The following is a 26,651-nucleotide window of genomic DNA, read 5'->3' as shown; positions in this document are numbered from 1 at the left end:
ACACCTACCAAATGTTGAGTTTTTAATGAAACCAAAGCTCTTGGAGGACTTTTTACCATGGGCAAAAAATGTTCAATAATATTGTAAAGGAGTCTAAAAGGAAAGAAGACCTCATCTGTCCTTCAAATATACAGCTGAGGTCTTCTTTTTTCTATACGTGTTATTATTACCCGCTTACACTACAAAAATCATCTTTTAAATTGGGTTCAGATTATATTTTTTATTTTTTTGACTTAGTACTAGATTACTATAGACGTGAACAATTTTTTTCTAATCTTTCATTAACGTAATAAACGCTTCAGGACATAACGGCTTAGAAAAATAATAGCCCTGAAACATTTCGCATCCGATTTCAACCAAGGTATTAAGTTGACTTTCTGTCTCAACCCCCTCGATAATTACCTTCATATTTAATAAATCGGCTATCTTATTAATATGACTAATAATCATATAATTCCTTTCATCCGAACTTGATAAAAATATCTTGTCTAACTTGACAATATCAATCGGATATTTTTGAAGGTAACTGAATGAGGAATACCCTGTTCCAAAATCATCTAAGAGAATTTTACATCCTTTTTTACGTAAATTCTCAAGATTTTGTGTCAGTGCTTCGCTTTTTTCAAGAAGAACAGATTCTGTCAATTCAAACGATAACTGTTCAAAGTTAATTTCATATTTTTCAACTAGTGCTTCGACACAGCTAAAGAAATCAACCTCTAATAACTGAAGAGGGGAAACATTAATACTGATTTCAATAGGGATTTGATAATCGCTAATAAAACGACAAACCTCTTCGATAATCCAACATCCAATTGAGATAATTTCGCGTGTTTCTTCGGCGTATGGAATAAACTCTTGTGGAGAAACATTACCAAGTTTTTCACTTTCCCATCGTAGTAATGCCTCTGCTTTCACGACCTGTTGATGCTCGTCTATAATAGGTTGATAAACAATCCTAAATTCATCTTTTAAAAGGGCTGTGCGTAGTTCATTCTTTAAATTTTCAACATCAATTAAATCCTGGGAGACCTCATCATTGAAGAAGATTATTTTATCTCGTAATCCAGCAATTTTATTTTTATACATCATTAAATCACTTTTTTGAATCAATTCCGAAACCTCTACTCCATCTCTTGGAAACACGGCTGCACCAATCGAAAATTCGATAAATACTTTTACATCAGGCATTAACTCTACTGGTAATTGAAAGAGGGGAACAATTTTATTACGGTAATAAAATTCAAATTCCGCATCGTTTGTATAATTCTTATAAATAATCACAAACTCATCACCAGAATATCGCGTGACAATCCCACGCTTGCCTAAAGCTCGTTGGGTAATATGACTAAATCGAGTAAGGAGACGATCCCCAACAGTATGACCAAAGATATCATTAACCATTTTAAATTTATTCATATCCACAAAAATAAGAGCAAACGGCTCATTTTGTTTAATTAACTCCTCACATATTAAATGTAATTTTTTACGATTAGGTAACCCTGTAAGCGGATCGTAATAAATCATTGATTCGACTTTATCATCAAACGTCTTGTCCAAAACATCTGCAATTAATTCTAATTGGGCAAACTCATTTTTCTCACCTAACAAATCGTCATTTTGATTTAATTGGACGAGAATTTTCCTCAATTTTTTTATCGACTTAAAGGCAGGATCAAAGGCAAGATAAATAGCAGTAATCATACAGAATGCCCCAAAAATTCCGACGGAAACAATGACAATCCGCATATCTTTTGTATTGGTCATAATCGGCTCATTTTGTTTCATACTTTCCTTTTCAAAAGAAAACATCATCTGATATCCGGGGAATATTTCACTTAATTCCTTTGTATAATAACCGTATTGTTTACTTTTAATGTCAACGAAGTCACTGCCTTCTTGATCCGGAATAAGTGTCGTTTTAAGTTTACCTTGATAAAAGGTGGAATCCACATAAGACAACAATACATCGACATGAATATCTAAAACAACTGCCCCTAACAAGTCCCCCTGAGTCTCACTACGAATAAAGGAAACAATGGAAATCGTCTGTTTGTCCGTCACAAAATCTTGATAGACATCGGTGACAAAAACTTTAGAACCTAGCTCTAGATAGTCCCCTTTAAACCATTCGCGTTGGGAGACGTCAAAGTCACTATACAATGAGTCATTAGAAAATAAATAGTGTCCTGGAATACTCACAATACTAATGGGATTTTCAATAAACGGGATAGCCTCTAGTAGTTGATTAAATAAATTCAATGACCAACCAATAACTTCCTTATCCGTTTGATCCAGTTGATTAATATTCCGGTTATTTTCTAAACGACTAATGACCTTATCATCTACCGCTATTTGTTCAACGGTGTTTTTTAATGTCGTAAAATCTTTAGTTAACTGTTGACTGACTTGGTTATAGTGAACATCTGCGGATAGCTCAATCACGTTATCTAATATACGATTCACCAATACATTTGCTGACAAAACAAACATCGCCGTGAACAAAAAAGAAATTAAGACAAGCTTATAATTAATTTTATTAATAAAATTCATTGTGCTGGCTTGGCCTCCCCTCAACTAGCCATAGTTAATTCAAACCTCTTATTATATAGAAGCGGTGACAAACCTTTCACTCTTGGAAATTTTCAAAGCCACTCTCTCAATTAGACCCTTATATTTGTCAATAAAAGCTACAACGCTCTCTCCCAAAAGGTGAAACATTTTTTACTTCGTATATCTAATTAAAATTATATCATATATTTACTCTGCTATTATATGGTTTTTTCTCACACTCGACGTTATCTATCTATTAACAGAAACGGTTTCGCATTATAGCGTTATAGCCTTCCCCTCTCCACTAAGACATATCGTAAGCGTGTAATATAAACATGTCTATTTTGGCCTCCAACTTTGAGCTATACTTTAGCTATCAAAGAAAAGGAGGCTATTTTTATGAAGGAAAGTCCATTAATTGTTCCGATTCAACTTGAATCAGATGCGCCTAAAAAAGTCACCCCTATCTGTTGTATTCAAACCAACAGGAGTGAAATCACGTTCTATCCTGGGGTTGATCATGATGTTTTAAAGACAGTACTAACGGAGATGATGAAAAATGTTAGTTGATTTCACTCACGTTAAAAATATTTTTGTCGTTTGTGGTCGGACAGATATGCGTTGCGGGATTGATAGTCTCGCCGGAATTATTACAGATAAATATAATTTAGATTTATTTGATGACGCCTTATTTCTTTTCTGTGGTCTAAAAAAAGACCGCTTTAAGGCCCTTTACTGGGACACGGATGGCTTTATCCTCTTATATAAAAGGATAGAGAACGGGAGCCTTCAGTGGCCACGAAACCAAGAAGAAGTCAAAAAGTTAACGAGTCAGGAGCTTCGTTGGTTACTTGAAGGACTCTCTATCCAACAACCCAAAGCTATTAAACCCGCCCATAAAGGATGTATTAATTAAAATTGGTAATAAAACCTGTATTTTCTATTAAAAGTTGGGCATATTAAAACTAACAGATATCATTTAGAAAAGAGGTGGGCCAGTTGAGCACGTTTGAATCAAAACTAATCGAAGAAAATCAGAAACTATTAAAGAAACTGGATCAACAAACTCAACTATTGACCTCTTATGATCAGAAAATTTTTGAACAGGATCAAACCATCCAACAATTGACTGAACAGGTTGAGTTTCTTTCAAAAAAGCTTTTTGGATCCTCAAGCGAGAAAACTAAGGTTGATCCAGGTCAGCTTACCCTTTTTGGGGATCCTGTATTAGAAGAACCTCTGACAAAGGATGAACCGACAGAGGAAATCACGTATCGACGTCGTAAGACATCCGGTCGTAAAGCCGAATTAACTAAAGATTTACCTATTGAAGAAGTTCATTGTGAGCTCCACGGAGAGGATTGTACGTGTGACCATTGTGGTCAAGCCATGAAACCAATGGGGAAAAAAGTTGTTCGAGAAGAAGTCTGTTTTATTCCTGCACGATTATATAAGAAAGTTTATATTTCACATACCTACGAATGTGATTGTCATGATCCTAATTTTGAGGCTAAGCCTATTCGTTGTGCTGAGGTACCTAAGGGACCGATTCAAAGGAGCTTAGCTGGACCTAGTGTTCTAGCCTGGATGATTCATCAAAAGTATGAATTAAGCCTCCCCCTTTATCGTCAAGAGAAAGAATGGAAGACGTATGGTTTAGAATTAAGTCGACGCACCATGGCGAACTGGATGATCAAAGTCGCTAATGATTGGTTACGCCCAATTTATGATTCTTTCGCTAAGCTCATCGTAAAGGAAGAAGTTCTTCATGCCGATGAAACGTACTATCAAGTACTAAATCGAATGGATGGACGTAACGCAACCTCTCAAGCACGAATCTGGTTAATTCAAACAGGTAAAGAATGCGAAACACCTGTCGTTTATTATCACGCAGATTTAACTCGTGCAAGAGTCGTCGCGGAGCAATTACTCCATGGATTTAAAGGTTACCTGCATTGTGATGGATATTCCGGATATAAGAACTTAGCGAATATTGAATTAGTGGGATGTTGGGCGCATGCCCGTCGCAAGTTCAAGGATGTGCCAGGGAAGAATGGAAAAGCTAAACAAGCCATTGACTATTGTAACCAAATTTTTAAGATTGAACGAGTCCTTCAAGGGTTATCCCCTGAGGAACGTTATGAGCAACGTCAGTTACAGGTCAAGCCAGTGATTGAGGCTTTTTATGACTTTCTAGGGAGCTTCATTCCAATGAAAGGTAAGTTACAAACTGCGGTTCACTATGTTTTAAATCAAAAGAAAGAACTGATGGCATTTTTGAAAGATGGGCGATTAGAAGCATCGAATAATCGTGCCGAACGTGCCATCAAAACCGTGGTTATTGGACGAAAAAATTACTTATTTTCAACAAGCTTATCAGGGGCTGAAGCCAATGCGATTATTTATAGCATCATCGAAACAGCTAAGGAACATGGCTTAAATGTCTATAAGTATTTAACTTATTTATTCGAACACCTACCAAATGTTGAGTTTTTAATGAAACCAAAGCTCTTGGAGGACTTTTTACCATGGGCAAAAAATGTTCAAGAATATTGTAAAGGAATCTAAAAGAAAAGAAGACCTCATCTGTCCTTCAAGTATACAGGTGAGGTCTTCTTTTTTCTATACGTCTTATTATTACCCGCTTACGACATATCTAGAATTATCTCGAGAAAACTGACATTCACCTTTTATGAGATATCTTTCTACCACATAGGGAACATCGTAATAGAAGATAGTTTTTATACTGAAATAACTACAACAATTTTAATTTTAGTTGCTCATCGAAAATACAATTAACACTTAATAGATAGTTACTTCGTGTAATCACCAGCATTGAGTATCAATTACTTGTTAATAACATTCATTAATAAGATATCTGTCTCAAATACATTATTTTCATAATTCGTTAAAATATATCCATCATATTTCTTAACGATTTTATGTATTTGCTTCATTCCTAGTCCATGATCCCCTTTAATTTTACTAGTTAAATAATTGCCATGAATATCAGTCTTAACATCATTTGAACAATTTTTCATCTTAATTGCTAAATTTTTTTTGATAATAGTTAAATCTAATTCAATAAAAAGGTTTTCCCCTGTATACCGATTACATGCCTCAATCGAATTATCTAAAAGATTAGAAAAAAGTGTACACAAATCAAATGTAATTATCGATAAATTTGATAAATCATCAATTTTTATTTTAATGGCTATCCCCTGCTCCTGGGCCATCAATCTTTTAGAATTCAAAATATAATCCATTGCCTGATTTCCTGTTTGTATATAAAAAAAAGTTCCATTAATGTGTTGAAACTCTGCCTTCATTTGCATTAAGTATTCTCTGGCCTCTTCATAAAATTGCTCTTCCATAAAAAATGATAATAATTGTAAATGGTTTGCCAAATCATGACGATATTTACGAACTTCTAAATTTGCCGCCTCGACATCCTCATCATACTTAGATTTCAAGTCCATGTTTTTATATGCCATTTCCACATAAATTAATCGATTAATATGGTGTAATAGTAACCCCTCAACTAAAACATAAATCGTATATGTGAGTAAAAAAATGAAACAAACTAATAATGAGATACGACGATCAGATGCATAGATTAATTCGTCGAATATAAATAACCAAAATAGATTTATTGCCGTTAATATCACAATCATACGTTTTTCTAAATACACTAATTTAGGAAACCACTTTGTAATTTCATATAAAACAACCCACTGCATCCCTAAAAAAAGGGACATTATAGGGAAAATAGGATATTCAGTCGCCGTCTCTAAGTGAAACATTTTATAAAATAGCAATTGACAAAATAAATAAATTCCACTCGTCGCATTTTGAATGACCGTCATCCAATATATTTTTTCTAGAATTCTACCTTTTCTGTAAAGAATGATATAGATTAAGCAGATTAAAAAAGCACTCATAGTCCCCTTAGAAAAGAAAAAAATATCCAAAATGACAAAAACACTACTTATTAACCCTATTTTTAAAAAGAGGGTCAAGCTATTTTTATTATTTAAGGGATTATATTCTTGCCGTTCAAAATTTTTGATTAAAAAAAAGGTGAGGATTCCATTACTAATTATGTAAAATAAGATTTTCAAATCAAACAACACCTCTTTTCCATTTTAACGATTATTTTTAAAATAAGTAATAAAGGATTCATACACTTCCTTAAGACGACTTTTACTGACTGGAATTCGCACCCCATTGTCTAAGACAATTTCATTTTTATTAATTACATCGATACATTTTAAATTAACAATATACGATCGATGACATCGACAAAACTGTGGATTTGGTAACTCGCTCTCAACTTGACTTATTTTCTCCTTAAAAGTCAAAACGTCATCAACCGTATGAATATCAATATAGTGATCAAAAGAAATGAAGTAATAAATATCATCATAGTTAACTTTTATTAACTCCTTCCCCCTTTTAACTAAATAATACAAGGCTTCTTTCCGTGAATATTTTTCATACCATCTATTAAGCGTCTCCACAACATTTTTCTTACTGATAGGTTTCATTAAATAATCTAACGCCTGAACCTTATATCCTTCAAAAACATAAGAATCTCCACCAGTAATAAAAATTATCGCGACATCCTCATCTTTTTGACGAATATATTTAGCACACTCGATACCTGACATTTTTTTCATCAAAATATCTAAAAAAATAATATCATAGTGTTTTATCCCATTCCAATGAAACAAAAAACTTTCTGCATTTTGATATGATGAAATCTCTACCTTTACTCCTTTTAGTGACGCCCAGTATTCTATATAAGTTTGATTAATGTGTAATTGGTCGATGTTATCTTCACAAATAGCAATACGGATAGGTATGTTCATGATTCCAACTCCTTACATAATAAATTTACCTAATTCACTTTAAGAATCCTTATCTCTAACTCGAGGTTATACTCCTAATAATTCACAGTAAAGTTTAAAAGAATCCTAGAAAATGACATTCACCTATCCTCCCATCACCTAGACGGGTACCATTCTCAAAATAATAAAAAGGTTGGCTTTTAGAAGATTATTAACTCTGATTCTTTACTCTATAAAAAACTGTAACTCTTCCATCAAATGATTATGCATAAAGTCGATACTGATCCCACTTACTATCCTAATTCCTGTATATCTATACACATCACGATAATATTTAGTCTAAATGGTCTTCAGCATTAAACACATTGAATTAGAAAATACATATAATTTTAAAATTGTTGATTACTCCTCTATTCAGATATAGATATCAAATTTTTATTTACTTCACATTCTTTTAAAACGAGTCCCCCTGAAATCACACTCGAAAATTTACCTATTTAATCCCCTATAAATTACTTCCCATTTTATCAATTAAAATATTATTCATGTTATTATGATATCCTATTTTGTAAAAAAAATACAGATATTTTACCAAAAATATCTTATCTTTTTAACCTTCATCCCAGATGCTATTATTTTAATTTTATCTCATTACTGAAGACATAATACCTTCCTCATCTATCTCTCACCTGCCTATGATCCAGTCCCTCTTTTTATTTTATCATAAGGCACGCTCACCTAGATATTGACATGCACTTTCAAAGGGACAATCAGGGCAAATAACCTGAATTCGTCTAAATGTTGACACTATATTTGTAAATTACGGATTTATTAGGGAGACGATTAGTAACGATATAAAAAGAAAAGCTATCAATTCCGTAGTTTCAGCTTACAGAATTGGTAGCTTTATATGCCTCTATATTATTACATGCTTACTAATCTCATTCCTTTGTATCATATGGCTAATATATATTAATTAATCACAAGTTAGAATAAACTTATGATTAATTTTCCCTAAAAAATTATTCATTGAAAATTGGGCTTCAATGCCTACGATGTTCGTATCTTATCTCTTAAAATTATCTTGGAATAGAACTAAACAAATTCGACGAAAACGTGCACACACATAGATATATTTTATTTCAAAATAAAGATGGTAAATTTCCTTTTGGTGCGACATCATTATCGACATCAAGACCTTCTATTTCAATGAACTTTTCGGTTTCATCAATGGTTACTGTACTTCTATACTTATGACTCCCTTTAGGCATCTCAACATGATATAAAATGAGGAGTTGATCATTGGCCTCTACTTTATTATATAAGTTTAAGCGAACATGCGTGTATGTGGAAAAAGAAGCAATATATTGTTTCACCGACTCAATCGGCTCCAAATTTATTTGTCCAGTATCATCTCGCTGGATACGATAGGTACGTATTGACTCTTCACTTACTGGTAATCTTGAGTCAATAGAAAAGGAATAATCTTGATAATATGGCTGATATTCGAAAAGAGCTGCTATATAAACCATTGAACCTTCAATAAAACGTTTAGGTGCGTTCATTTCATGAGAAATAATTTCGATCTTATCACCATGAACTCCACCGTACAATCCATAATCTAATTTAACTTCCGGTTTTATTACCGTAAAATTCGGCGATAAAATCGTTTTTTCAGCTTCGGATCCATCTCGTTGCTCATAGTGAATGATTGATTGATTTTTAAATGTGATTTGCTCATCAACCTGCGCATTCGTCACCCTTACTTTAAAGAATACCTCAACAGGTTGAGCACGATATTCACATCCTGTAGAATCCAACTGATACTCAATTTCCAATGGTAAGGTTTCATATCTTGTATCCCCCACGTTCTGTAGGCCCTCAATAGCTTCAAATTTATTTCCTAAATCAAAAACTAATGTTGGACTCACGGTGAATGATGAGACTGGTTCAGTTAACATTTGATTTACCTGCTCTATCGTTTCCTTGAATTCGGGCTCACTCGATATCGAAAATACCGTAACCCATTCATTATCTGATAAGGACACTAATGATTCGTTCTTCTTCTGAGATAGGTCAAGAATAATTAACTTACAATTTTGATGTTTCAAACGTTCTATCATCTCAGAGTCCAACTCAAATGAATGATTAGACACCATGACAATTGCCTTAGAATCCGTTTCAGTTGAAAGAGAGATTAGACGAGTTGCAGCATCTAATGACTGTTCTATATCCCACTCATTCTTTGACTTTTTAATTGATAACTGTCTTAATTCGTTCATTAATGAAGACTTTTCTGCTTCATTCGCCAATGAATAAATTGGGGGTGCTATATCTGTTAAACGTTTAATCTGTTGTAATTTAGGACTCATCACGCCAACTTTCATTGGTGATTGAATACTTTCTAACATCTTTTCCATCCCTACAACTACCGAATTCAAGTCCATCTTCGATAATGAGTTAGTTGGATCGACTAAAAATAATGTTTCTGTAAAAGTGGGAATTAAGCCTTCACCCGATTGTACTGGTTGAGGATTAATTTGATAACCTATATTCACAAGTTCATTATTATGAACCGTTGTATCTAGACCTGTTGTTAACTCCACCTCTAAATTTGGACTATAAACCTTCTCAATTGAAATATGCTTCACAGGATGATTATAACTTAATTCAACCATTCGGTTTTCATTTTTAATCATCCACCCTTCAGGTAATGAAGATTCATCAACAACTAAAATATACTGTCCCGACGGGATATTTTCAAATAATATCTGCTGACTTTCTATTTGACTTATTTCGTAAAATTCTAATCTATTTGACAACGGGATTTCAATCGTCTGATTTAAGATCTCTGCCCGTTCGTTCCCGTGTAAAGCTGAATCTACTTTAACTAAATATAATTTCACTTGTTGAAGCAAATCTGCATCTAACCCTTCTTCTAATATAACTTTCACTTGTCCTTTTTTAACTTCAAAATTTGGCGTATAGACAGATTGAGTTCGATACCGTTCTGTCAAAGTCCCCACTAGTTGATAGCTTTTTGGGGCACTGTCTAAAATACTATCAATTTTTATTTGAAATGTGTATGAAGGATTCTCTGAACTCAATATAGCTTTTGAAGGACCGATGAGATGAAATTCTTTAGGCATTTGCATTAATGATAGATTAAATGGAACTTCTTCCTCATAATTTCCTTTTAAGGTAATCGTTGCTTCGATGGAATCCCCAACTAAATATCCTGACTGGGATACCATAAAATCGACCTCTTCTTCTACAGTGGGTTTCGAATTCGTTTTTGAATTTTCCAATATAAAATCACGATTACTAAAATACTCTTTAGACTGGGATAAGGGAAGTTTTGAGTTTAAATCATATATAGAATCGGAAGATAATTTTGCATAGGTATTCATGTTAGGGATTAGGAAGCATCCTAAAAGAAGTCCGACATTAAAGATTGATATTCTACGTTTTTTTCTCATCCCATTCAACTCCTCAATTTTTAAAATTTCTAAAAACAATATAGTTATCTAATTGATATTCCAATGTGTCCATTCCCCTCTTTTTTTCTAAAGAAACGTTCAACTCAATATAGTTAGAAGTTTTTAAGTCTTGACTGGATGATGGAATTACTTGTATTTTTTGAATTAACGAAGAAACGGTTTGTGTCTGAATCAGTTCCTGTTTCCCCTCATTATTTATCTCATATAGTTTATAAATTAATTTTCCGTCCTCTACTAAGTATTGATGAAAGAAAACCTCATTTTTAAAAACAATTGATTTAAGAAAATTCCCTTCATTATCAAATTCGACGTCCACCACGCCTTCGGATTCTAATATGCAATTAAAAAGGTGAGCCTGAATATTTTGGGCATGCAATTGTAATTCTGATAACGTATCTATTCTATCTAAAATTTTATTATTATTAATTGAAAGAACCGTAATAACACTTCCTACCATTAACATAATAGACATTGAAATAATAATCTCAATTATGGTAATTCCCTTCTTTTTTATCTTTTTTTTCATACTTTATCACCGTTATTTTACTAATCGCCAGTTATTAACAGCTATATAATCTTCGACATAGTAGTTTGTGTTCATTTTGTCTAATGTCGCACCATCTACAACCTCAACCTCTGTTTGATTAAGGATTTCAGTATTCCTATTAAAAAGGTTTTTGAAAGAGTCGTAATTTAAGGCAATAATTTGTTGAGTGACTTTCTTATCATAGACTAATTGAATCCCATCCTGATCAGAATTATCAGCTTCCATTATTAAATCTCCACCTGCAATGACATTACCTATTAAATAAACATTTCCTACAAAATGTACATCGCCTGCCGTCACAATAAACGCTTTATTAACATCCGAAATTCGTTTTACTACATTATTCTTTTGACGGTCAACATAAATAATATCATTCGTTCCAAATTCATTTTTTTCAACCTTAATCACAATATTTTCGTCGGCATTTGCAATTACTTCTCCATAATAATTTCGAAACTCTAGATTGGGATGACTGCGAAGATAATCAAAATTAATTTGTGCCTCACCGTTTTTACCGCTTGTAATACTTTTTAACACCAGCCCTTTCTCGTAATTACTTACCTCTGCCTTCATTCCCATATTGTAGACTTGTCTTGCATACTCCTGACGTTTATCCATTAAAAAATTAATCTCATCTTCTGAAAAGGTAGCCTGTCCTTTTCCAACAGGTTGTTGTTCGCTAACCCATGCTCCTATGGTATGAACATCTTGAGGATTTAAAGAGACGCCACCTGTGCTAAGCGTTAGTGCCCCATCCTGAGCTGACTTAACAAAGTATTCTGCTTTTGCTTGAATGGATGAATCATTTTCAATAGATTCAACAAGGAGCATTGGATCATAATATTTCAACTGAACTTTTCCCTCATAACCAGGTAAAATACGATTATAAACTAAGTAATTGCCTCGAACTGCAACAGATTCACCGGTTTGATAGGGATCTTTCGTGTCAATATAGGCAACACCTGACAAATAAGTAGAATCCTTAACCGTAACTTTTGCTCCCTCACTATTGATAATTAAACTACTAGATTCCCTGAATGGTGTTCCGTCTGCCTTCAGTTCATTTTTATCATTTAGCCCATACAGATTACTCATCCAAACTTTAGTTGTTATTTTTTTATCTAATGCCGCTTGCGGATTAACCACTAAATCATTATCTAATAACAAACTTTCTTGAACTATTAATTCGGCGTGTGTTGGAAGAGCTGTTTCGTTCGTAAACTCTCCAATATAAAGATTTCTCGCGAAGATATTCCCATCAATTTCAACGTTTGATTGGTTATGTAAAGAGACAGTCTCATTCGTCATTAAATCTCCCTCAAGTTTTACAAGAGCGTCTTTAATAATAATCCCATTTTCATACTTTGAATCTAGAGATTGAATAGAAGTTGACGCTTTCTCCTTTCCTTTAATCCGAATATTTCCCTTAATATCTATACTTCCTTTGAAATCCGCATTTCCGTCAATATTAACAACGCTATCTGTAAATACTGGATAATTAGGAATCGTCTTCGTAACTAATTGTTGTTGAAGAGCCCCTTGGTAATGAGGCACTTTCATGGTATATTGAACACTAACTTGACGTTCACTGACCTCTTTCGTCATACTATGTTTCATAAATGTCGAAATAAACAAAAACTTAAATGTCAAATTATCAGGATCTCTGTCTTGTACGACCTCAATCTCGATTTCTCCCTCTGGCTTAAAATCAATCGATTGAAATCGGGTTTGTGATTGCCCCTGAGAATTAGGATTAAAAACAGGATAAGTTAAGTTATTGATAGAGTCTTGTAAAATCCCTTGCGAATTCTCACTTTCTTTTGTTTCAAACACTTTAATAAAGGTGGATTGAAATAGTTCGTTCATCTCTTCTTGCGACTTTTCTAAATCCATGTTTGAATCAAACTTTGTTTCAACCTCATGATTGGCTCTATCAACCGCATAATCAAAAACCTTCACTAAAATATTGTATGCCGTCTCAAGACCCGATTCGGCTCCATATAAACTAGCAACATTTTCACTATTCCGATTTGACATCTTGAAATCATTTAAGACAACTGAAAGAAAAACCATTCCAACTGTAAGAATAGTCATCATAAGTACTAAAACGGTGATCATCGTTGCCCCTTTTTTCTTTTTCATCAAAACTACCTCCCTTCCTTAATTTTATTTAACTTCTTTTATTTTTAAAGGAAGAACACTTTTACTTTCATACAAAGCTCCCTTGGAATTAATTTGCTTAATTTGGACAACCACCTCATAAAGATCACTTACATTTTCCATCAATGAATCCTGAGGTAATTCAGATAAATAACTAACCGAGGTATCTAAAGAATTTACAGAATTATTTTCATAATCAAATTTAAGATTAGAACTATCCTGAGCCTGGTCTAGTTGAACATAAATATTAATATTGTAACGAGATTCATTCACTACAGGAATTTCAAATTTACGACCTAATTCTCCTTTTACTCTTATTGTCACCAAAGCTTCATTTTTCATTGTATCCTCTTGATAATCAAGCACAAATTTATCCTTCACGCATTTTTTTGTTGTTTTATCTTTTGTTAACTGACATAATTGGACTTCTTGTGCCCCTGTCGATTTATCTCCAACTCGTAAAACAAATGTTGGACTCATTAACTCCCCATTAATTAATAAATGAGATGAACTACCTTGCAATCCCTCAAGGATAAAGTTTGGTTGTTTCATTAATTGATTCATACTGGGATTATTAGAATAACGATTATTATCTATCACTTTCTTTAATGTTAACATCACTTCCAAGTTATCCTCTGTTTGTGCCGTAGCACTAAAGCTACCATCTGTTCCCTCTAATTTAGAAAAAGAAAGGCTAAGCCCTATTTCCTCCAAACTATTTTCAAGTGTAATAGACTCTTTTCTTCCTAAATATTCAATAATCCGTTGCCCTAGTAAAGTAGCTTGCTGACTCTGAGAGCTATTTTGGCTTATCTTAATATTGGTCGTAATCGTCATAAGAATCGGTAGCGATAAAATAGCAAGTAATGCAACGCTAATGATGACCTCTATTAACGTAAATCCTCCATTTTTTTTATAACGATAAAATTTATTCAAATTACCCACCTACTTAGTTATAACATTTACAGGCGAACCTTTACTCACAACTTTGACACGTGGATTCGTCGAATCATCGCCGCTTACTTCAACTTCTACCGTTAAATCCGTTTGATTATCTACGGTTAATTCGACTCCTGACTTATCTGTTACATCTGGGCGACTTTCACTCATGACTTGGAAATTAATCGTTTTCTGTGTAGGAATAAACTTTTGAGGTTGTGGATCTTTTGGATATTGCCCCTCACTTGTTTCAAGACGATAAAAATAGTCATCTCCCACTTTTGTTAACGTCACCTTCACTTTTTCAACTTCATTTTTATCTACCATTAAATAGGATTCACGCGTCTCATCTAAAGCCTTTCCTACCGTTACTGATGGTAAATCAGAGACTGATGAGCGAACAAGCATCATAAAATCATACGTTTTAACCCCCGCTGATAATAATTTCTCCATCGTTTCACTGTAAGCCCCTGTCGCTATTCCTCCCATAAATGGATTCACCTTTCCATAAACATTTTCAATTGTCCACTTTATATATTCTTCATCTTTATTTTCAAGCCGCGGAATCGCGTAACACTCTAGTGTAAAGTTACCTGATACCCCCGTATCTGTCGGGGTGAGTGACAGGTTCGTAATCACAAGATTATGCTCCCAATTTTGAATGTCCTCAATCATATTCTTTACATTTTCATAAGCACCTGTAAATGCAATGGAAATACTCATCACTTCCACCGTTGCTTCACTTGTAGATGGATCCTCTAACTCGGCTTGTCCCATAGAAGATTCCCCCTCTACATTAGTTGATTCATTTAAATCGGGTATCGGTGTTTGATTCTCTGTGATCACGCTCCCATTCAAATTAGGATTTTTAGTAACTCCACTCTCCGTTGTTGAACCCATTAAGGCATCATACTTTTCCGCTAAAGGGTTTAATGAACCACGAGGAACTTCATAAACTCCACCTGTAAAAGGCGTAATCGGTTGGGCATCTATTTCTGAAAAACTAATAGTCGCTTGAATTTGATGATTAGTAAGTAGCTGGTCTAATTCTAAAATAATTTTTTCTTGAATTAGTGTCGGATATAACTGATTGGTTCTTTCAGCAATCGACGTACTCAGCTGTTCAATAGTCTTCAATCTTGTCTGTAGTGTACTAATATTTTCAAGTACTTGTTCATGTCTCATTTCAATAGCCGCTAAATTCTGAGAAAGCTGCTTTACTTTCGAACGATCCTTGAGAAAAATAAACTGATAATAAAGAAAAAGAATAGTGATTCCAATAATAATCATTAATATACCTTTATCCCGCTGGCTAATCTTCATATTGTTGATCCCCCTTTACGGTACATGTCACGCTAATCGTATACGGTGCTTGCTCAGAAATACCTCCAACATAGACATCTACAATGAACGGTAATTGCTTCAAGTTGTGCTGAAATTCTGCTACCGATGGACGAGAATCTGAGGTTGCCTGCATCGTAATTGAACCGTCTGTAATATTCAAACTCCCCAACGAAACCCCACTTGGTAGCGTTGCACTGATTTGATCTAATAAAACTTTTGTGATTAAATCTCGTGATTGAATACCTTTTACTAACGGCGTTAATTGTTCATCATAACTTTTTAATACTTCTAGCATTTGAAATGCAAAATCTGATTCCGCTATTTGATTTGCAATAGGTGGAGCTGCTAAAAGGTCCTCCACTTCTTGAATAGACTGCTTTAAATGCAACAATTCAAATTGATTAAACAGAAATGTTCCTGCAATACCCGCACCAATAACTCCTAAATATCCATATCGGAAGATACTCCGTCTTTTTTCAGACTGATTTTTTAATACATACGTACTAAAAAAGTTAATATCACGTTGCATAACTGACCTCCTTGTAAAAAAGTAATCTCACCTTTTTAATCTAACTAAATACCCTCCCATTAACTTTAATTTTTCTCTCTCCTTATTTCAATGAATTAAAACTAAGGGATATTTGCCTCTACTCTATAGGCGACACTTAAATGTGTGCGCTTCATGAAAAGGAAGGGAAACACCACCTACTTCTCCCCACCTTTGTCGTTATAAACGAATGATAGCCCCTATAGCATTCGCATAAAATGGAATATTCTCATCAGGTACTTCTAATGAAACACCTGTTAATTTCTCTAATCGTGTGGTCGGGATACCGATTTTAAGCCCTATATAATCCGCCAGTCCCGGAATAACCGTTGATCCTCCAAAAATATATATATGATCAACGCTATTCCCGACCACTTTATTTTGATAAAAGCGAATGACCCGAACTAACTCATAAATCATTTCATCAACGGCTGCTACAACCGCTCGGGACTCTACATCTTCCCCATATAAGTCTACCTGATCAAAAGATACTGTTGATTTTATAGACAGATTCGACAATTCACTTACTCGATTTTCAATAGCAGTACTTCCCGATTTAATTAAACGTGTAAACTGAATATTTCGCTTATTAAAAATACTTAAATCGATAAATTGACTTCCTATATCTACAAAAGCAAGAGTACCTTCTTCATTTGACACTCCTTTTAGTAAATTAGAGTAATTAGCTAATTTACCGATTGCATTATAGCTTAAATCGAGTGCATACGGCTTTAACTGACACTTTTTCAATAACTCATAATAACTTAAGGCGATTTTTTCTGGGAAAGTAATGACATTCAATTTTAACTTTTTCTCTTCATTTATTACCACTTCATCAAGTACAACATATTGAATTAAATAATCTGACATATTAATCGGTAAAAATTGTTGTATTTCATAACGGATGACCGTGTCCATTTCCTCTTCATCTACTGGCATAACAAACAACTCACGATTAATGATTTGTGTTGAATTTATAATACAAATTGTATCTTTTGCTTTAATTCCATGAGCTTTTAATTGCTCAGTTAACAATGCAATGAGTTTCGTTTCATTGGTAATCATTCCATTCTCAATACATTGCTGATGAGGAATCGTTATACATTTCATGATTTTTAAATGATTTTTTTGATATCTTCCTTCTACAACTTTAATCGATTCTGACCCAAAATCGAGTGAAACTACTAGTTTAGGTAATGCCTCTACCTTTTTTATCTTCTTTTTACGCCATTTAGAAAAATTTTTTTGGTTAAAAATATCTTTAATATCTAATTTCATCAATTCACGAAGATCAAGCTTTTTATCTTCCATTTTTTCACCTCAACTTACCTTATATTTGGAAAAAGTGTAAAGTTTGATCTTTACACTTTTTCTCTCGTATTATGAATTAAATAATTATCATTTCCTATATTGCTCCAAATTTACTTCTTCGTAAAAGGAGATATCCTATTCCGGTTTAGTAGGAGTTGATCCAGGATAAAGTTCATTCCCTTCCTCATCAAAAATCTTTACATTCCCATCTTTATCAATACTAAATTGAAATAATCCTCCCTCTTGTGTTTTTGGAATTGTCGTTAATCCCCACGCACCAACATTTTTCTCTGTTACATCATCTGGAGTCGAATAAGTCGCTAATTCTTGACTTGTCATCCCTTCAGCCACTTTTGCTGTGATAACTGAGTAAATTGTACGCGCATTTGCTAATTCTGTTGTATTATTAGCTTTTTCACGAATGTTTCCGAAAGCAGGAATTGCGATAGCTGCTAAAATGGCAATAATAGCAATAACAATAATTAACTCAATTAAAGTAAATCCACTTTTCTTCTTTTTTAATTTTTTTAACATACTACTACCTCCATGTATTTTTTTATTTTATCTTAACTTAAGACTTTATCAGTCTAAGAAGTTAACAGTTTTATGCTTTACAATTGCGTATACATCTCAAACATTGGAATCATAATCGCCATGACAATAACCCCAATGATAATTCCCATAGCAACAATCATTAATGGTTCAACTAAGGCAGTTGTCATCTGAATTTGAGCCTCTAACTCATCTTCATAAAAATCCGCTGTCTTATGTAAAATATCATCTAAAGATCCTGTTTGTTCACCAATATTAATCATCGACGCTAACATTGATGGAAAGACCCCGCTATCACGAATTGCGTGACTAAATATTTCTCCTTTAATGACCTTTTCCTTCACTTCCGTCAATTTATCTTCTACTAATTTATTTTGAACGACTTCCGATGTCATTTGAATCCCTTGTGCAATGGGAATTCCCCCGGCTAGAAGGGTTGAAATAGTACGTGTAAATCGTGCAACAACAATTTTTTCATTTAACGGTTTTAAAATAGGCGCCCATAGTTTAAACTGACTCAATCGATAATATCCTTGATCAGTTTTCGAATATAATCTAAATAAAAATATAACAACAAAACTAACGCCCATAACGATGAAGAAATAAGAAGATAAAAAACTACTTACTGCTAACAAACCTTTAGTTAAAAGCGGCAGTTCAACTCCATTTTGATTAAACATCTCGATGAATGTCGGCATAACATAAGTTAAAATAATCATAACTGCAACAGTTGCAACTGAAGCTAAAACCGTGGGATATATCATCGCACTTTTGATTTTATTACTCACTTTATTTTCTTTTTCATAATAAGTTGACATTCGTAATAAAATCACATCTAAATTTCCACTAATTTCTCCAGCTGAAATCATTTTAACTAGTAAATTGGGAAACACGTCACTATGGTGATTCATTGCTTTTGATAACATGGTTCCATTTTTAACTTCATTATGTACATCGGCTACCGCTTGTTTTAAAACCGAATGAGTTAACTGTGTAGCCAAGATATGTAAACATGAATCAAGTTTTACACCCGCATCGACCATTGTATAAAACTGTCGACAAAATATTGCGATATCTTTTAGTTTAACCTTTTTTTTAAAACCTATTTCAGTATTTAGTAAATCATTGACTTCTTCAACCAATAAAGGATAATGATTATTTGCCACTAAGATTGAGATAACCTCATCTTTAGATTTTGCTACATAGAAACCCTCAACTTTTTCTTTCGTTGCGGTTAACGCACGATATCTAAACTTCGCCATTTCATTCCTCCTAATGGTTTAGCCCTGCAATGTCAATCATCTCTTCTATTGTTGTTACACCTTGTAACACGAGCTTTCGACACTCAGTAGATAACTCTGTCATTCCATTTTGTAACGAAATCTCGCGTAAGAATGTGGCATCTTTATTTTGCGTAATTGCAATCCGATGGTCTTTCGTAATTTCCATTATTTCATAAATCCCGATTCGACCTGTATATCCTGTATACTGACAATGTCCACATCCAGCCCCACGATGTAAGATGAGTGATTGTTCAGTTGGAAGATTTAAATAGGACTTTTCCATTGGGGATGCTTCATACGACTCTTTACACTGCTGACAGATTCGCTTTACCAGTCGTTGAGCGATTACACCTGTAATCGAGGAGGCCACAATATACGGCTCCCCTCCCATATCAATCAAGCGATTCACTGTCGTTGGTGCATCATTTGTATGTAATGTACTTAAAACTAAATGTCCCGTAATGGCAGCACGCATTGCGATTTGTGCAGTCTCTTCATCACGGATTTCTCCGAGCATCACTATATCTGGATCCTGACGAAGAATACTTCGTAATCCACTCGCAAATGTTAACCCTGCTTTATTATTAACATTTACCTGGTTAATTCCTTTTAACTTATACTCTACGGGATCTTCAACTGTAATAATATTCACTTTTTCAGTGTTTAGATCATTTAATAGTGTATAAAGCGTCGTTGTTTTACCACTTCCTGTTGGGCCTGTAACTAAAATAATTCCATGAGGATTGCTTAATAGTCGATCAATTTTTGCATTATTATCTTCACTAATTCCTAGATATTCGCGTCCTACTTTAAACGCTAGTTTATTCAAAATACGAATAACAATCTTTTCACCATCTGCCACGGGTAAAATAGAGACACGTAAATCTACATCATAATTATCGGTTTTCATCATAATCGAACCATCTTGTGGAATACGTTTTTCCGCAATATTAAGTCCCGCTAAAATTTTAATCCTCGCAACAATTGGAGCTAATAATTCAATACCTAATTTATTAATGAGACATAAGTCTCCATCAATTCGATAACGAATTCGGACTTCATCTTCAAAGGGCTCGATATGTACATCTGATGCTCGCATCTCAATTGAATTTTTAAATAAGAACTCGACCATTTTAACAACTGGCGCATTTTGAAGGTCTTCTAACTCTGCACCATCATCAATCATGGATTGACTATTTAAGGATTCTTGACTCAAAGCTTCAGCTGCTTTTGTCACTTCTTCACTTGTATAGTGAATTTTAATAAATCTCTCGATATCTCTTAAAGGGGCAATGTACACTTGTACTTCCAAAGCGGTTGCAATTGAAATATCATCAATTGCAAAAATATTCAACGGGTCACTCATTGCCACTTTAATTTTATTAACATCTAATTCAATTGGAATTAATCCATATCTTTCACATAAGTGAGGTGACACCGTTTTAAGTGCCCGTTTATCAAATGTTATTTCGTTTAAATCAATCGATTGAATCCCTGTTTGTTCTTGAATTGCATCTATAATATCGGATTCAGTTAATATATTCTGTTCAACTAAGACCTCACCTAACTTTTTACCTAATAAACGTTGTAATTTTAAGGCCTCTTGTAATTGAAAATGAGTAATCTTTCCGGCTTCTACTAAGAGATCGCCTAACCGTTTTTTCTCCATTAACGCCATATTTATCCATCCTTTTATTAGCATGTTATCTTAATTTAAACACATGAATCCTTTTTAAATTTAAAATAAGCTCAAATAAAAACCAATAATTTCTTTTGCGCCTATCATTGAAATCATTGCCCCTGCTACCAAATAGGGACCAAATGGCATTTCATCACGCAACGTCTTAGAACGTCTAAGTAATAAGACAACACCACCTAATCCCCCAAATACAATCCCCATAAAGAGGGTTAATAAGACTCCCTCTATACCTAGAAACAATCCGCATAACGCAGCGATTTCAATATCACCCTCTCCCATCCCATGAGTTAAATACACAATAAGTGCAATCACAGCAAACCCTATAAACGCACCAATTAACGACGAAATAGGCGATATAGCGAAGACAATATACTCTAAAAAAGTAAAGGTAATCCCAATACACATCGTCACGATAGTCGTCACGCGATAAACACAGAGCACTTTAAAATCAATATAAGCAATTAATCCCATCATCATCATAAAAAACAGATTTTTAACAAACATGAACGATAATCCTAATTTTAAATAAAGAAGTACAGCAATAACGCCCATGCTAAATGAAAACCAATTGAATAGCTTTCCTGCTTTTAATTGTTGATACCCTTGGATTAAACTTTTTTTATCGAAGGATTCAGGTTCTAGCATCAATACATTCCCAGTCAATTGAATGATGACACCTACTATTATTCCAATCATTGTTATGAATATTAACATAAAATCCCCTTTATTTCAGATGAACATTCCATACGCAATAATAGAAGAACTGCAACAATCATCAATTGTTTTTTTTTATTTTTTTATGTTAGATTTTTCCTCGTATGAATGGTTCATTCAATTTAAATTAATAGACTTTTCCAAATTAATATATCTTAGTATTAGACAAATTTCAACATTTTTTTCGTAAATGAATGGTTATCGTACGTATATTATGTTCCATCTTCAATCAATATACTAGGACTATTTCCCCATCTCATCTTCTTATCAGTAAATCTCCATTAATTTCCCTAATAAATAACAATAACTGATTAAAAAAATTCCCATCGTTAATAACATTGCCGGATACTTCACTCGGTGAATAAACAGATCGCCTATTTTAACACCCACCACGATGAATATAGCTGTCATGAATATTGAACTTTGTCCTAACAAATATCCCACCAATGCATAAAAAAGAACCTTTCCTTCGGTCAATTCATGAATTTTTAATTTTATGACATTGAGTTTACAGCCAATTAAACTAATAAAACAACCAATTCCTGCCCCAGCTAATGTCATTAGGAAATCTTGTTTCAAATAAATGACTTGCCAAAGAAGTAACAGACTTAAGAAAAATAAAATTACATTTTGCGGGGAATTTTGATAATAAAATTCTGAAACCCCAACAATAATGAATAAGGATAGGACTAACCAAACAAGATAAATCGATCCGTTAGAAAACCCATTCCACCCATAAAGAATAACGGGAATTAAAAATAAAATTCCGGCTAACACCTCAGATAGTAAATAAATAGGCTTAATCTTTACTTTACAATGTCGACATCTTCCTCTTTGAAGTACATAAGAAAATATCGGAAGAAGTTCGTAAAATCGCAACTCGTGTTGACAGGCTAAACAGCGAGAACGATCATTCACCCAATTTTCACCAATTGGTAATCGATATCCTACGACATGATAAAAAGAACCTAGACAGGTTCCTAAAAAGAAAACTAAACTATACATCACTAACAACTTTCTCTCTCCTTGTATAATAAGTTGACGCCCCTATTAATAGGCGTTATTTGTTATTTGAAACCTAAGTGTTCACTTTACTTTTCTTTACATCAGTTCACTTAACGGATTCTCGTCTCTTTGTCTAGAAATTTCTCAATCATCCTACATTATAGGGAGTGCGACTACATCCATCAGAAATATACCTATTCCTCCATAACCTACTACCTTTAAACACCACGCCACGCCTATGCGGCGTGCATGCAAAATACATCGATTTTCCTCACCTCTTCTTAATAGACCAAGATTGAATCACAGGAGAAGAGGTTGAATACTTATAAACAGATGGGTCGTTAAATTTAGACCTCCAAAATATTTTTCCTCAAAAAAACTATTCTAAAGTCTCACCCATCAATTAACCAAAAAGAGATAGTGAAAGGACTAAAACTCAGTTCAATTTATGCCTTTTAGCCTAATACGTTTTTATCTGAAGGCTTCGACGTAAAGTAACTTAGATGCATTGAGGTTGTCGTACAAACTCCCCTTTCTCGAACCTCTCTGCTATAAACATGATTCTCTCTCAAAGGAGTTCGATACTTTTATTTTGATGTTAAGATACTTTAGCCTCTTTCTGACATTCAATTAGATTTTTAAAGTGATTCGATTTTCAAATTTATTTCACCTAAGTGATTAAAGACTTGAACCACTATGATAAATAATCTATTTTCTTTATACCCTGAACTTTTTTCAAAGCATAACGTGTCACTTTTGATCTAAATAAGCTAGTGAATCTTCTGTTCCAATAACCCCGCGCATGATCCATTCATGAATGGCCATTTCCATTGTCTGCATTCCAATATCGCGTCCCGTTTGGATAACACTTGGAATTTGAAACACTTTCTCTTGGCGAATGAGATTCGCAATCGCTGGGGTGTTAACCATGATTTCACATACGGCTTGACGTCCATTCGTATCTTGGCGCTTAAATAGTCGTTGTGCCACTACCCCAACTAAACTTCCCGCTAATTGTGTTCTAATTTGTGTTTGCTTTTCTGCCGGAAAAACATCGATAATACGCTCAATGGTAGAAGCAGCAGATGATGTATGTAACGTTCCTAAAACTAAATGGCCCGTTTCCGCTGCGGTTAATGCAATTTGGATTGTTTCAAGATCACGCATCTCTCCAACTAGAATAATATCTGGATCTTGACGTAATGCGACTCGTAATGCCTGATTAAAATCATGAACATCTGCCCCTATTTCACGTTGATTAATGATACATTTTCGATGATTATGTTGAAATTCAATTGGATCCTCTAATGTAATAATATGTTTTTGAAAATTTTCATTTACATAGTCAATCATCGCCGCAAGCGTTGTCGATTTCCCCGATCCAGTTGGTCCAGTAACCAACACCAATCCTCTTGGCTTTTCAACGAATTGTTTTAAAACAGGTGGAAGTTGTAATTCTTCAAAACTTGGAATTTGAGTCGGTATAGGACGAATCGCTAATGCCCATTGTTGACGTTGATGATAGGCATTCACACGAAAACGTGAAAAATTTGGAATCTCATACGAAAAGTCTAATTGTAAGTTTTTTTCAAATTCTTTGAACCCCTCCTCTGAAAGTAACTCTTTTACTAATTCTTCAATGTGCTCTTGAGTCATGACTTCTTGATTAAGTGCTACTAATTCACCGCGTAAACGTACCATGACGGGAACACCTACCGTAATGTGAATATCTGAGGCCTTTAAACGAACGGCTTCTATTAATAAATCATTAATTTTCATTCTTTCTTCCTCCTATTCTTCATTAAAACTCGTGCATCTTTTTAAATGAAACTAGGCTAATGCATGACTTTTAAAATAGAGTATCACTTTAACTTATTTAAAAGCCCATCTGGCCTCTTCATTAAACTTTTCCCATAGGTCATAAGTATCATACATAAAAAAACAATTTATTTATCAGATAATCTTGCAAATTTTAAATCGTTTAAAAACCTTTAAAATTTGTTTCTTTATCAAACGAACCCCCTACCCTTCATTTAATATTCTCAGATGAAGGGAGAGGATTTCGGAAAACTTGCCATAAAAACAAAGCAGTTCATCTCAATCTATCTAAACCCAGGTGACTAGCTTTTCTTAATTAGACTACATCCTATCTTTTATTTTTAAATCGATTGACATACGTTCGTTGATATCGACTATAGATTAAATTTGAAATAACACCAAAGAAAATTGGTCCACTAACGATCCATCCAAACGTCTGATAATCGTGATTTAATAATGGATTAATAATTGTAAACAAACTGGCAAAAGTAATGGCACATATAGCTACTATACTAATCATCAACGTAAACCATTTATTTTTATAAATAACAAAGGTACGCCCCTCTTTCTTTATAAATCTAAAAATAATAAATGAGCTCACTAAAAAGATAGTTGGAATCGCTCCTGAAATACCTGTCATTAATAATAGTTTATCAAATAAATACGTCGCTGCATTTCCTCCAAAAGAAACAGTTAAAATTAAGACGATACATACCACAGTTTGAAATGCCATCGCCGAAATAGGGGTTCCACGTTGGTATCTTACAAATGATTTTGGCCAAATTTGTCTTGGCGTTCCTTCAATTAATTGTTTTAATGGAGCATACGAAAAAATAACCATCGCAGCACTTAATGAAATAAACATCGATACTCCAACGTACCTCATTAAAAACATTCCCACTTGTAAACATGTTGATTCCCTGAAACCAAGAGCCATTCCTAATTCATATCCTAAATTTTTTATAACAATGTAAATAAAATTACCCGAGTTAACCTCACTATTTGCTAATACGCTGTTCCAATCTACTACGGATTCGACAGCAAATATTCCTATAATATACAGTAGCGGAATGACCAGAATTGATCCTATAAACCACTTGAATATTTTTTCAATAGAACCTTCAACTTGACTTACAAAACTAATAACCGTTTCAATCCCGCCAAAAGCTAAAATAGTTAACGTGAAAAAGGAGAGCATTGGCACTATTCCTTGAAAATCGATATTAAATGATGGCAATACAAAGTGTTTAATCTCATAAAGGGCTTCCCACTTATTAACTATTAATATTGTTATACCAATAAGAAATATCATTACATTTAATATAATATTAATGATTCCGCCAATTAAAGTTGCTCTCATTATACTTTTTAAACCACGTGAAGTAATAATAAAAATAATAAGAAAAAAAGTCCATCCTAAAATACCAAATAGTTGTGCATTAGATATCCCTAACATTTCAAATCTTTCTTGGGAACTAGAAAATAACCCAGGTAGTGGAGCCCATATCGTAAAAGCCGTATTAACCATCCAAATCAAATAAGATGTATACCATAAAAATGTAACGATAAATGCCCATCGCGATCCAATTAAGTTTTGCATCCAATCATAAATTCCATTATGATTTTTAAAACTAAAGGAAAATTCACTCATCATAAACGAAAATGGGATGAAAAAAACTACAGCTGCTAAAATAAACCAAAATATCGCCTGATATCCCATGAAATAATATCCCCGCATAATTTGATTAAAACCAAATATACATGTCAACATCATGAAAGGTATCTCAAACCCTCTGAAATTTTTTTCATAATTCACCCGCTCCTGCTAT

At 33.7% G+C, this 26,651-nt stretch carries 20 protein-coding genes; 3 read left to right on the top strand and 17 right to left on the bottom strand.

Translation table 11 applies throughout. The features are described 5' to 3' along the window. Nucleotides 1-270 precede the first annotated feature (270 nt). Nucleotides 271-2,553 carry an EAL domain-containing protein gene (locus VXM77_RS02835; protein WP_262950148.1) on the bottom strand — a complete coding sequence of 761 codons (2,283 nt, stop codon included), beginning with the start codon at nucleotides 2,551-2,553 and terminating at the stop codon, nucleotides 271-273. A gap of 399 nt (nucleotides 2,554-2,952) precedes the next feature. Between VXM77_RS02835 and VXM77_RS02830 the strand changes: the two genes are divergently transcribed. The 3 genes from VXM77_RS02830 to VXM77_RS02820 all read left to right on the top strand — a co-directional run bounded on the left by VXM77_RS02830 (nucleotide 2,953) and on the right by VXM77_RS02820 (nucleotide 5,121). Further along, nucleotides 2,953-3,123, top strand: a complete 171-nt coding sequence (locus VXM77_RS02830; RefSeq protein ID WP_338506985.1) for a hypothetical protein — start codon at nucleotides 2,953-2,955, stop codon at nucleotides 3,121-3,123. Beyond that, a complete protein-coding gene (gene tnpB / locus VXM77_RS02825) occupies nucleotides 3,113-3,469 on the top strand; it encodes an IS66 family insertion sequence element accessory protein TnpB (RefSeq protein ID WP_338506983.1) in 357 nt (118 codons plus the stop codon). The genes VXM77_RS02830 and tnpB overlap by 11 nt, the downstream gene beginning before the upstream one ends. Nucleotides 3,470-3,552: 83 nt before the next feature. Next, the gene (locus VXM77_RS02820; protein ID WP_338506980.1) at nucleotides 3,553-5,121 is read left to right on the top strand and encodes an IS66 family transposase; all 1,569 of its coding nucleotides are present in this window, start codon (nucleotides 3,553-3,555) and stop codon (nucleotides 5,119-5,121) included. A gap of 278 nt (nucleotides 5,122-5,399) precedes the next feature. On the opposite strand, the gene VXM77_RS02815 is transcribed toward VXM77_RS02820, so the two are convergent. The 16 genes from VXM77_RS02815 to yjeM all read right to left on the bottom strand — a co-directional run bounded on the left by VXM77_RS02815 (nucleotide 5,400) and on the right by yjeM (nucleotide 26,596). Continuing rightward, nucleotides 5,400-6,494, bottom strand: coding sequence for a GHKL domain-containing protein (locus tag VXM77_RS02815; RefSeq protein WP_338506978.1), 1,095 nt, complete (start codon nucleotides 6,492-6,494; stop codon nucleotides 5,400-5,402). Nucleotides 6,495-6,698: 204 nt separating this feature from the next. Further along, entirely contained in the window at nucleotides 6,699-7,424 is a 726-nt protein-coding gene (locus VXM77_RS02810) for a LytTR family DNA-binding domain-containing protein (protein WP_262950146.1), read from the bottom strand. A 1,121-nt stretch (nucleotides 7,425-8,545) separates the two neighbouring features. Next, nucleotides 8,546-10,882, bottom strand: coding sequence for a hypothetical protein (locus VXM77_RS02805; RefSeq protein WP_338506975.1), 2,337 nt, complete (start codon nucleotides 10,880-10,882; stop codon nucleotides 8,546-8,548). A 13-nt stretch (nucleotides 10,883-10,895) separates the two neighbouring features. Beyond that, nucleotides 10,896-11,429: a hypothetical protein gene (locus VXM77_RS02800; RefSeq protein WP_262953545.1), complete on the bottom strand. Its 534-nt coding sequence runs from the start codon at nucleotides 11,427-11,429 to the stop codon at nucleotides 10,896-10,898. Between the two features lie 12 nt (nucleotides 11,430-11,441). After that, nucleotides 11,442-13,592, bottom strand: a complete 2,151-nt coding sequence (locus VXM77_RS02795) for a hypothetical protein (protein WP_338506971.1) — start codon at nucleotides 13,590-13,592, stop codon at nucleotides 11,442-11,444. A gap of 24 nt (nucleotides 13,593-13,616) precedes the next feature. Continuing rightward, nucleotides 13,617-14,546, bottom strand: coding sequence for a prepilin-type N-terminal cleavage/methylation domain-containing protein (locus VXM77_RS02790; RefSeq protein WP_161832141.1), 930 nt, complete (start codon nucleotides 14,544-14,546; stop codon nucleotides 13,617-13,619). Between the two features lie 9 nt (nucleotides 14,547-14,555). Further along, entirely contained in the window at nucleotides 14,556-15,872 is a 1,317-nt protein-coding gene (locus VXM77_RS02785; RefSeq protein WP_161832140.1) for a hypothetical protein, read from the bottom strand. Continuing rightward, entirely contained in the window at nucleotides 15,862-16,422 is a 561-nt protein-coding gene (locus VXM77_RS02780; RefSeq protein WP_161832139.1) for a PilN domain-containing protein, read from the bottom strand. The genes VXM77_RS02785 and VXM77_RS02780 overlap by 11 nt, the downstream gene beginning before the upstream one ends. A 198-nt stretch (nucleotides 16,423-16,620) precedes the next feature. Beyond that, nucleotides 16,621-17,751, bottom strand: coding sequence for a pilus assembly protein PilM (gene pilM / locus VXM77_RS02775; protein WP_161832138.1), 1,131 nt, complete (start codon nucleotides 17,749-17,751; stop codon nucleotides 16,621-16,623). Between the two features lie 135 nt (nucleotides 17,752-17,886). Further along, nucleotides 17,887-18,285, bottom strand: a complete 399-nt coding sequence (locus VXM77_RS02770) for a prepilin-type N-terminal cleavage/methylation domain-containing protein (RefSeq protein WP_161832137.1) — start codon at nucleotides 18,283-18,285, stop codon at nucleotides 17,887-17,889. A gap of 77 nt (nucleotides 18,286-18,362) precedes the next feature. Next, nucleotides 18,363-19,565 (bottom strand): type II secretion system F family protein, encoded by a 1,203-nt coding sequence (locus tag VXM77_RS02765; protein WP_161832136.1) that lies wholly within the window; start codon nucleotides 19,563-19,565, stop codon nucleotides 18,363-18,365. Between the two features lie 10 nt (nucleotides 19,566-19,575). Next, nucleotides 19,576-21,264 carry a GspE/PulE family protein gene (locus tag VXM77_RS02760; RefSeq protein ID WP_161832135.1) on the bottom strand — a complete coding sequence of 563 codons (1,689 nt, stop codon included), beginning with the start codon at nucleotides 21,262-21,264 and terminating at the stop codon, nucleotides 19,576-19,578. A 60-nt stretch (nucleotides 21,265-21,324) separates the two neighbouring features. Then, complete coding sequence (locus VXM77_RS02755; protein WP_161832134.1) at nucleotides 21,325-21,999, bottom strand: A24 family peptidase; 675 nt, start codon at nucleotides 21,997-21,999, stop codon at nucleotides 21,325-21,327. Nucleotides 22,000-22,266: 267 nt separating this feature from the next. Then, nucleotides 22,267-23,004 (bottom strand): prepilin peptidase, encoded by a 738-nt coding sequence (locus VXM77_RS02750; RefSeq protein WP_237658942.1) that lies wholly within the window; start codon nucleotides 23,002-23,004, stop codon nucleotides 22,267-22,269. Nucleotides 23,005-23,754: 750 nt separating this feature from the next. Next, on the bottom strand, nucleotides 23,755-24,783 hold the full coding sequence (locus VXM77_RS02745) for a type IV pilus twitching motility protein PilT (RefSeq protein WP_161832132.1): 1,029 nt from the start codon (nucleotides 24,781-24,783) through the stop codon (nucleotides 23,755-23,757). Nucleotides 24,784-25,150: 367 nt separating this feature from the next. Further along, the gene (gene yjeM, locus VXM77_RS02740) at nucleotides 25,151-26,596 is read right to left on the bottom strand and encodes a glutamate/gamma-aminobutyrate family transporter YjeM (protein ID WP_161832131.1); all 1,446 of its coding nucleotides are present in this window, start codon (nucleotides 26,594-26,596) and stop codon (nucleotides 25,151-25,153) included. Nucleotides 26,597-26,651 lie beyond the last annotated feature (55 nt).

The sequence above is a fragment of the Turicibacter sp. KK003 genome, assembly GCF_037014675.1.
GTDB lineage: Bacteria > Bacillota_I > Bacilli_A > MOL361 > Turicibacteraceae > Turicibacter > Turicibacter faecis.
Note: the sequence above shows the minus strand (reverse complement) of the source record. Positions and strands in the feature narration are given on the sequence as shown.

What these genes read in the sequence shown, in the direction of transcription:
- VXM77_RS02835 (WP_262950148.1), bottom strand. Translation starts at nt 2,553, where the DNA reads ATGAATTTTATTAATAAAATTAATTATAAGCTTGTCTTAATTTCTTTT.
- VXM77_RS02830 (WP_338506985.1), top strand. Translation starts at nt 2,953, where the DNA reads ATGAAGGAAAGTCCATTAATTGTTCCGATTCAACTTGAATCAGATGCG.
- tnpB (WP_338506983.1), top strand. Translation starts at nt 3,113, where the DNA reads ATGTTAGTTGATTTCACTCACGTTAAAAATATTTTTGTCGTTTGTGGT.
- VXM77_RS02815 (WP_338506978.1), bottom strand. Translation starts at nt 6,494, where the DNA reads ATGAGTGCTTTTTTAATCTGCTTAATCTATATCATTCTTTACAGAAAA.
- VXM77_RS02810 (WP_262950146.1), bottom strand. Translation starts at nt 7,424, where the DNA reads ATGAACATACCTATCCGTATTGCTATTTGTGAAGATAACATCGACCAA.
- VXM77_RS02805 (WP_338506975.1), bottom strand. Translation starts at nt 10,882, where the DNA reads ATGAGAAAAAAACGTAGAATATCAATCTTTAATGTCGGACTTCTTTTA.
- VXM77_RS02800 (WP_262953545.1), bottom strand. Translation starts at nt 11,429, where the DNA reads ATGAAAAAAAAGATAAAAAAGAAGGGAATTACCATAATTGAGATTATT.
- VXM77_RS02795 (WP_338506971.1), bottom strand. Translation starts at nt 13,592, where the DNA reads ATGAAAAAGAAAAAAGGGGCAACGATGATCACCGTTTTAGTACTTATG.
- VXM77_RS02785 (WP_161832140.1), bottom strand. Translation starts at nt 15,872, where the DNA reads ATGAAGATTAGCCAGCGGGATAAAGGTATATTAATGATTATTATTGGA.
- VXM77_RS02780 (WP_161832139.1), bottom strand. Translation starts at nt 16,422, where the DNA reads ATGCAACGTGATATTAACTTTTTTAGTACGTATGTATTAAAAAATCAG.
- pilM (WP_161832138.1), bottom strand. Translation starts at nt 17,751, where the DNA reads ATGGAAGATAAAAAGCTTGATCTTCGTGAATTGATGAAATTAGATATT.
- VXM77_RS02770 (WP_161832137.1), bottom strand. Translation starts at nt 18,285, where the DNA reads ATGTTAAAAAAATTAAAAAAGAAGAAAAGTGGATTTACTTTAATTGAG.
- VXM77_RS02765 (WP_161832136.1), bottom strand. Translation starts at nt 19,565, where the DNA reads ATGGCGAAGTTTAGATATCGTGCGTTAACCGCAACGAAAGAAAAAGTT.
- VXM77_RS02760 (WP_161832135.1), bottom strand. Translation starts at nt 21,264, where the DNA reads ATGGCGTTAATGGAGAAAAAACGGTTAGGCGATCTCTTAGTAGAAGCC.
- VXM77_RS02755 (WP_161832134.1), bottom strand. Translation starts at nt 21,999, where the DNA reads ATGTTAATATTCATAACAATGATTGGAATAATAGTAGGTGTCATCATT.
- VXM77_RS02750 (WP_237658942.1), bottom strand. Translation starts at nt 23,004, where the DNA reads ATGTATAGTTTAGTTTTCTTTTTAGGAACCTGTCTAGGTTCTTTTTAT.
- VXM77_RS02745 (WP_161832132.1), bottom strand. Translation starts at nt 24,783, where the DNA reads ATGAAAATTAATGATTTATTAATAGAAGCCGTTCGTTTAAAGGCCTCA.
- yjeM (WP_161832131.1), bottom strand. Translation starts at nt 26,596, where the DNA reads ATGATGTTGACATGTATATTTGGTTTTAATCAAATTATGCGGGGATAT.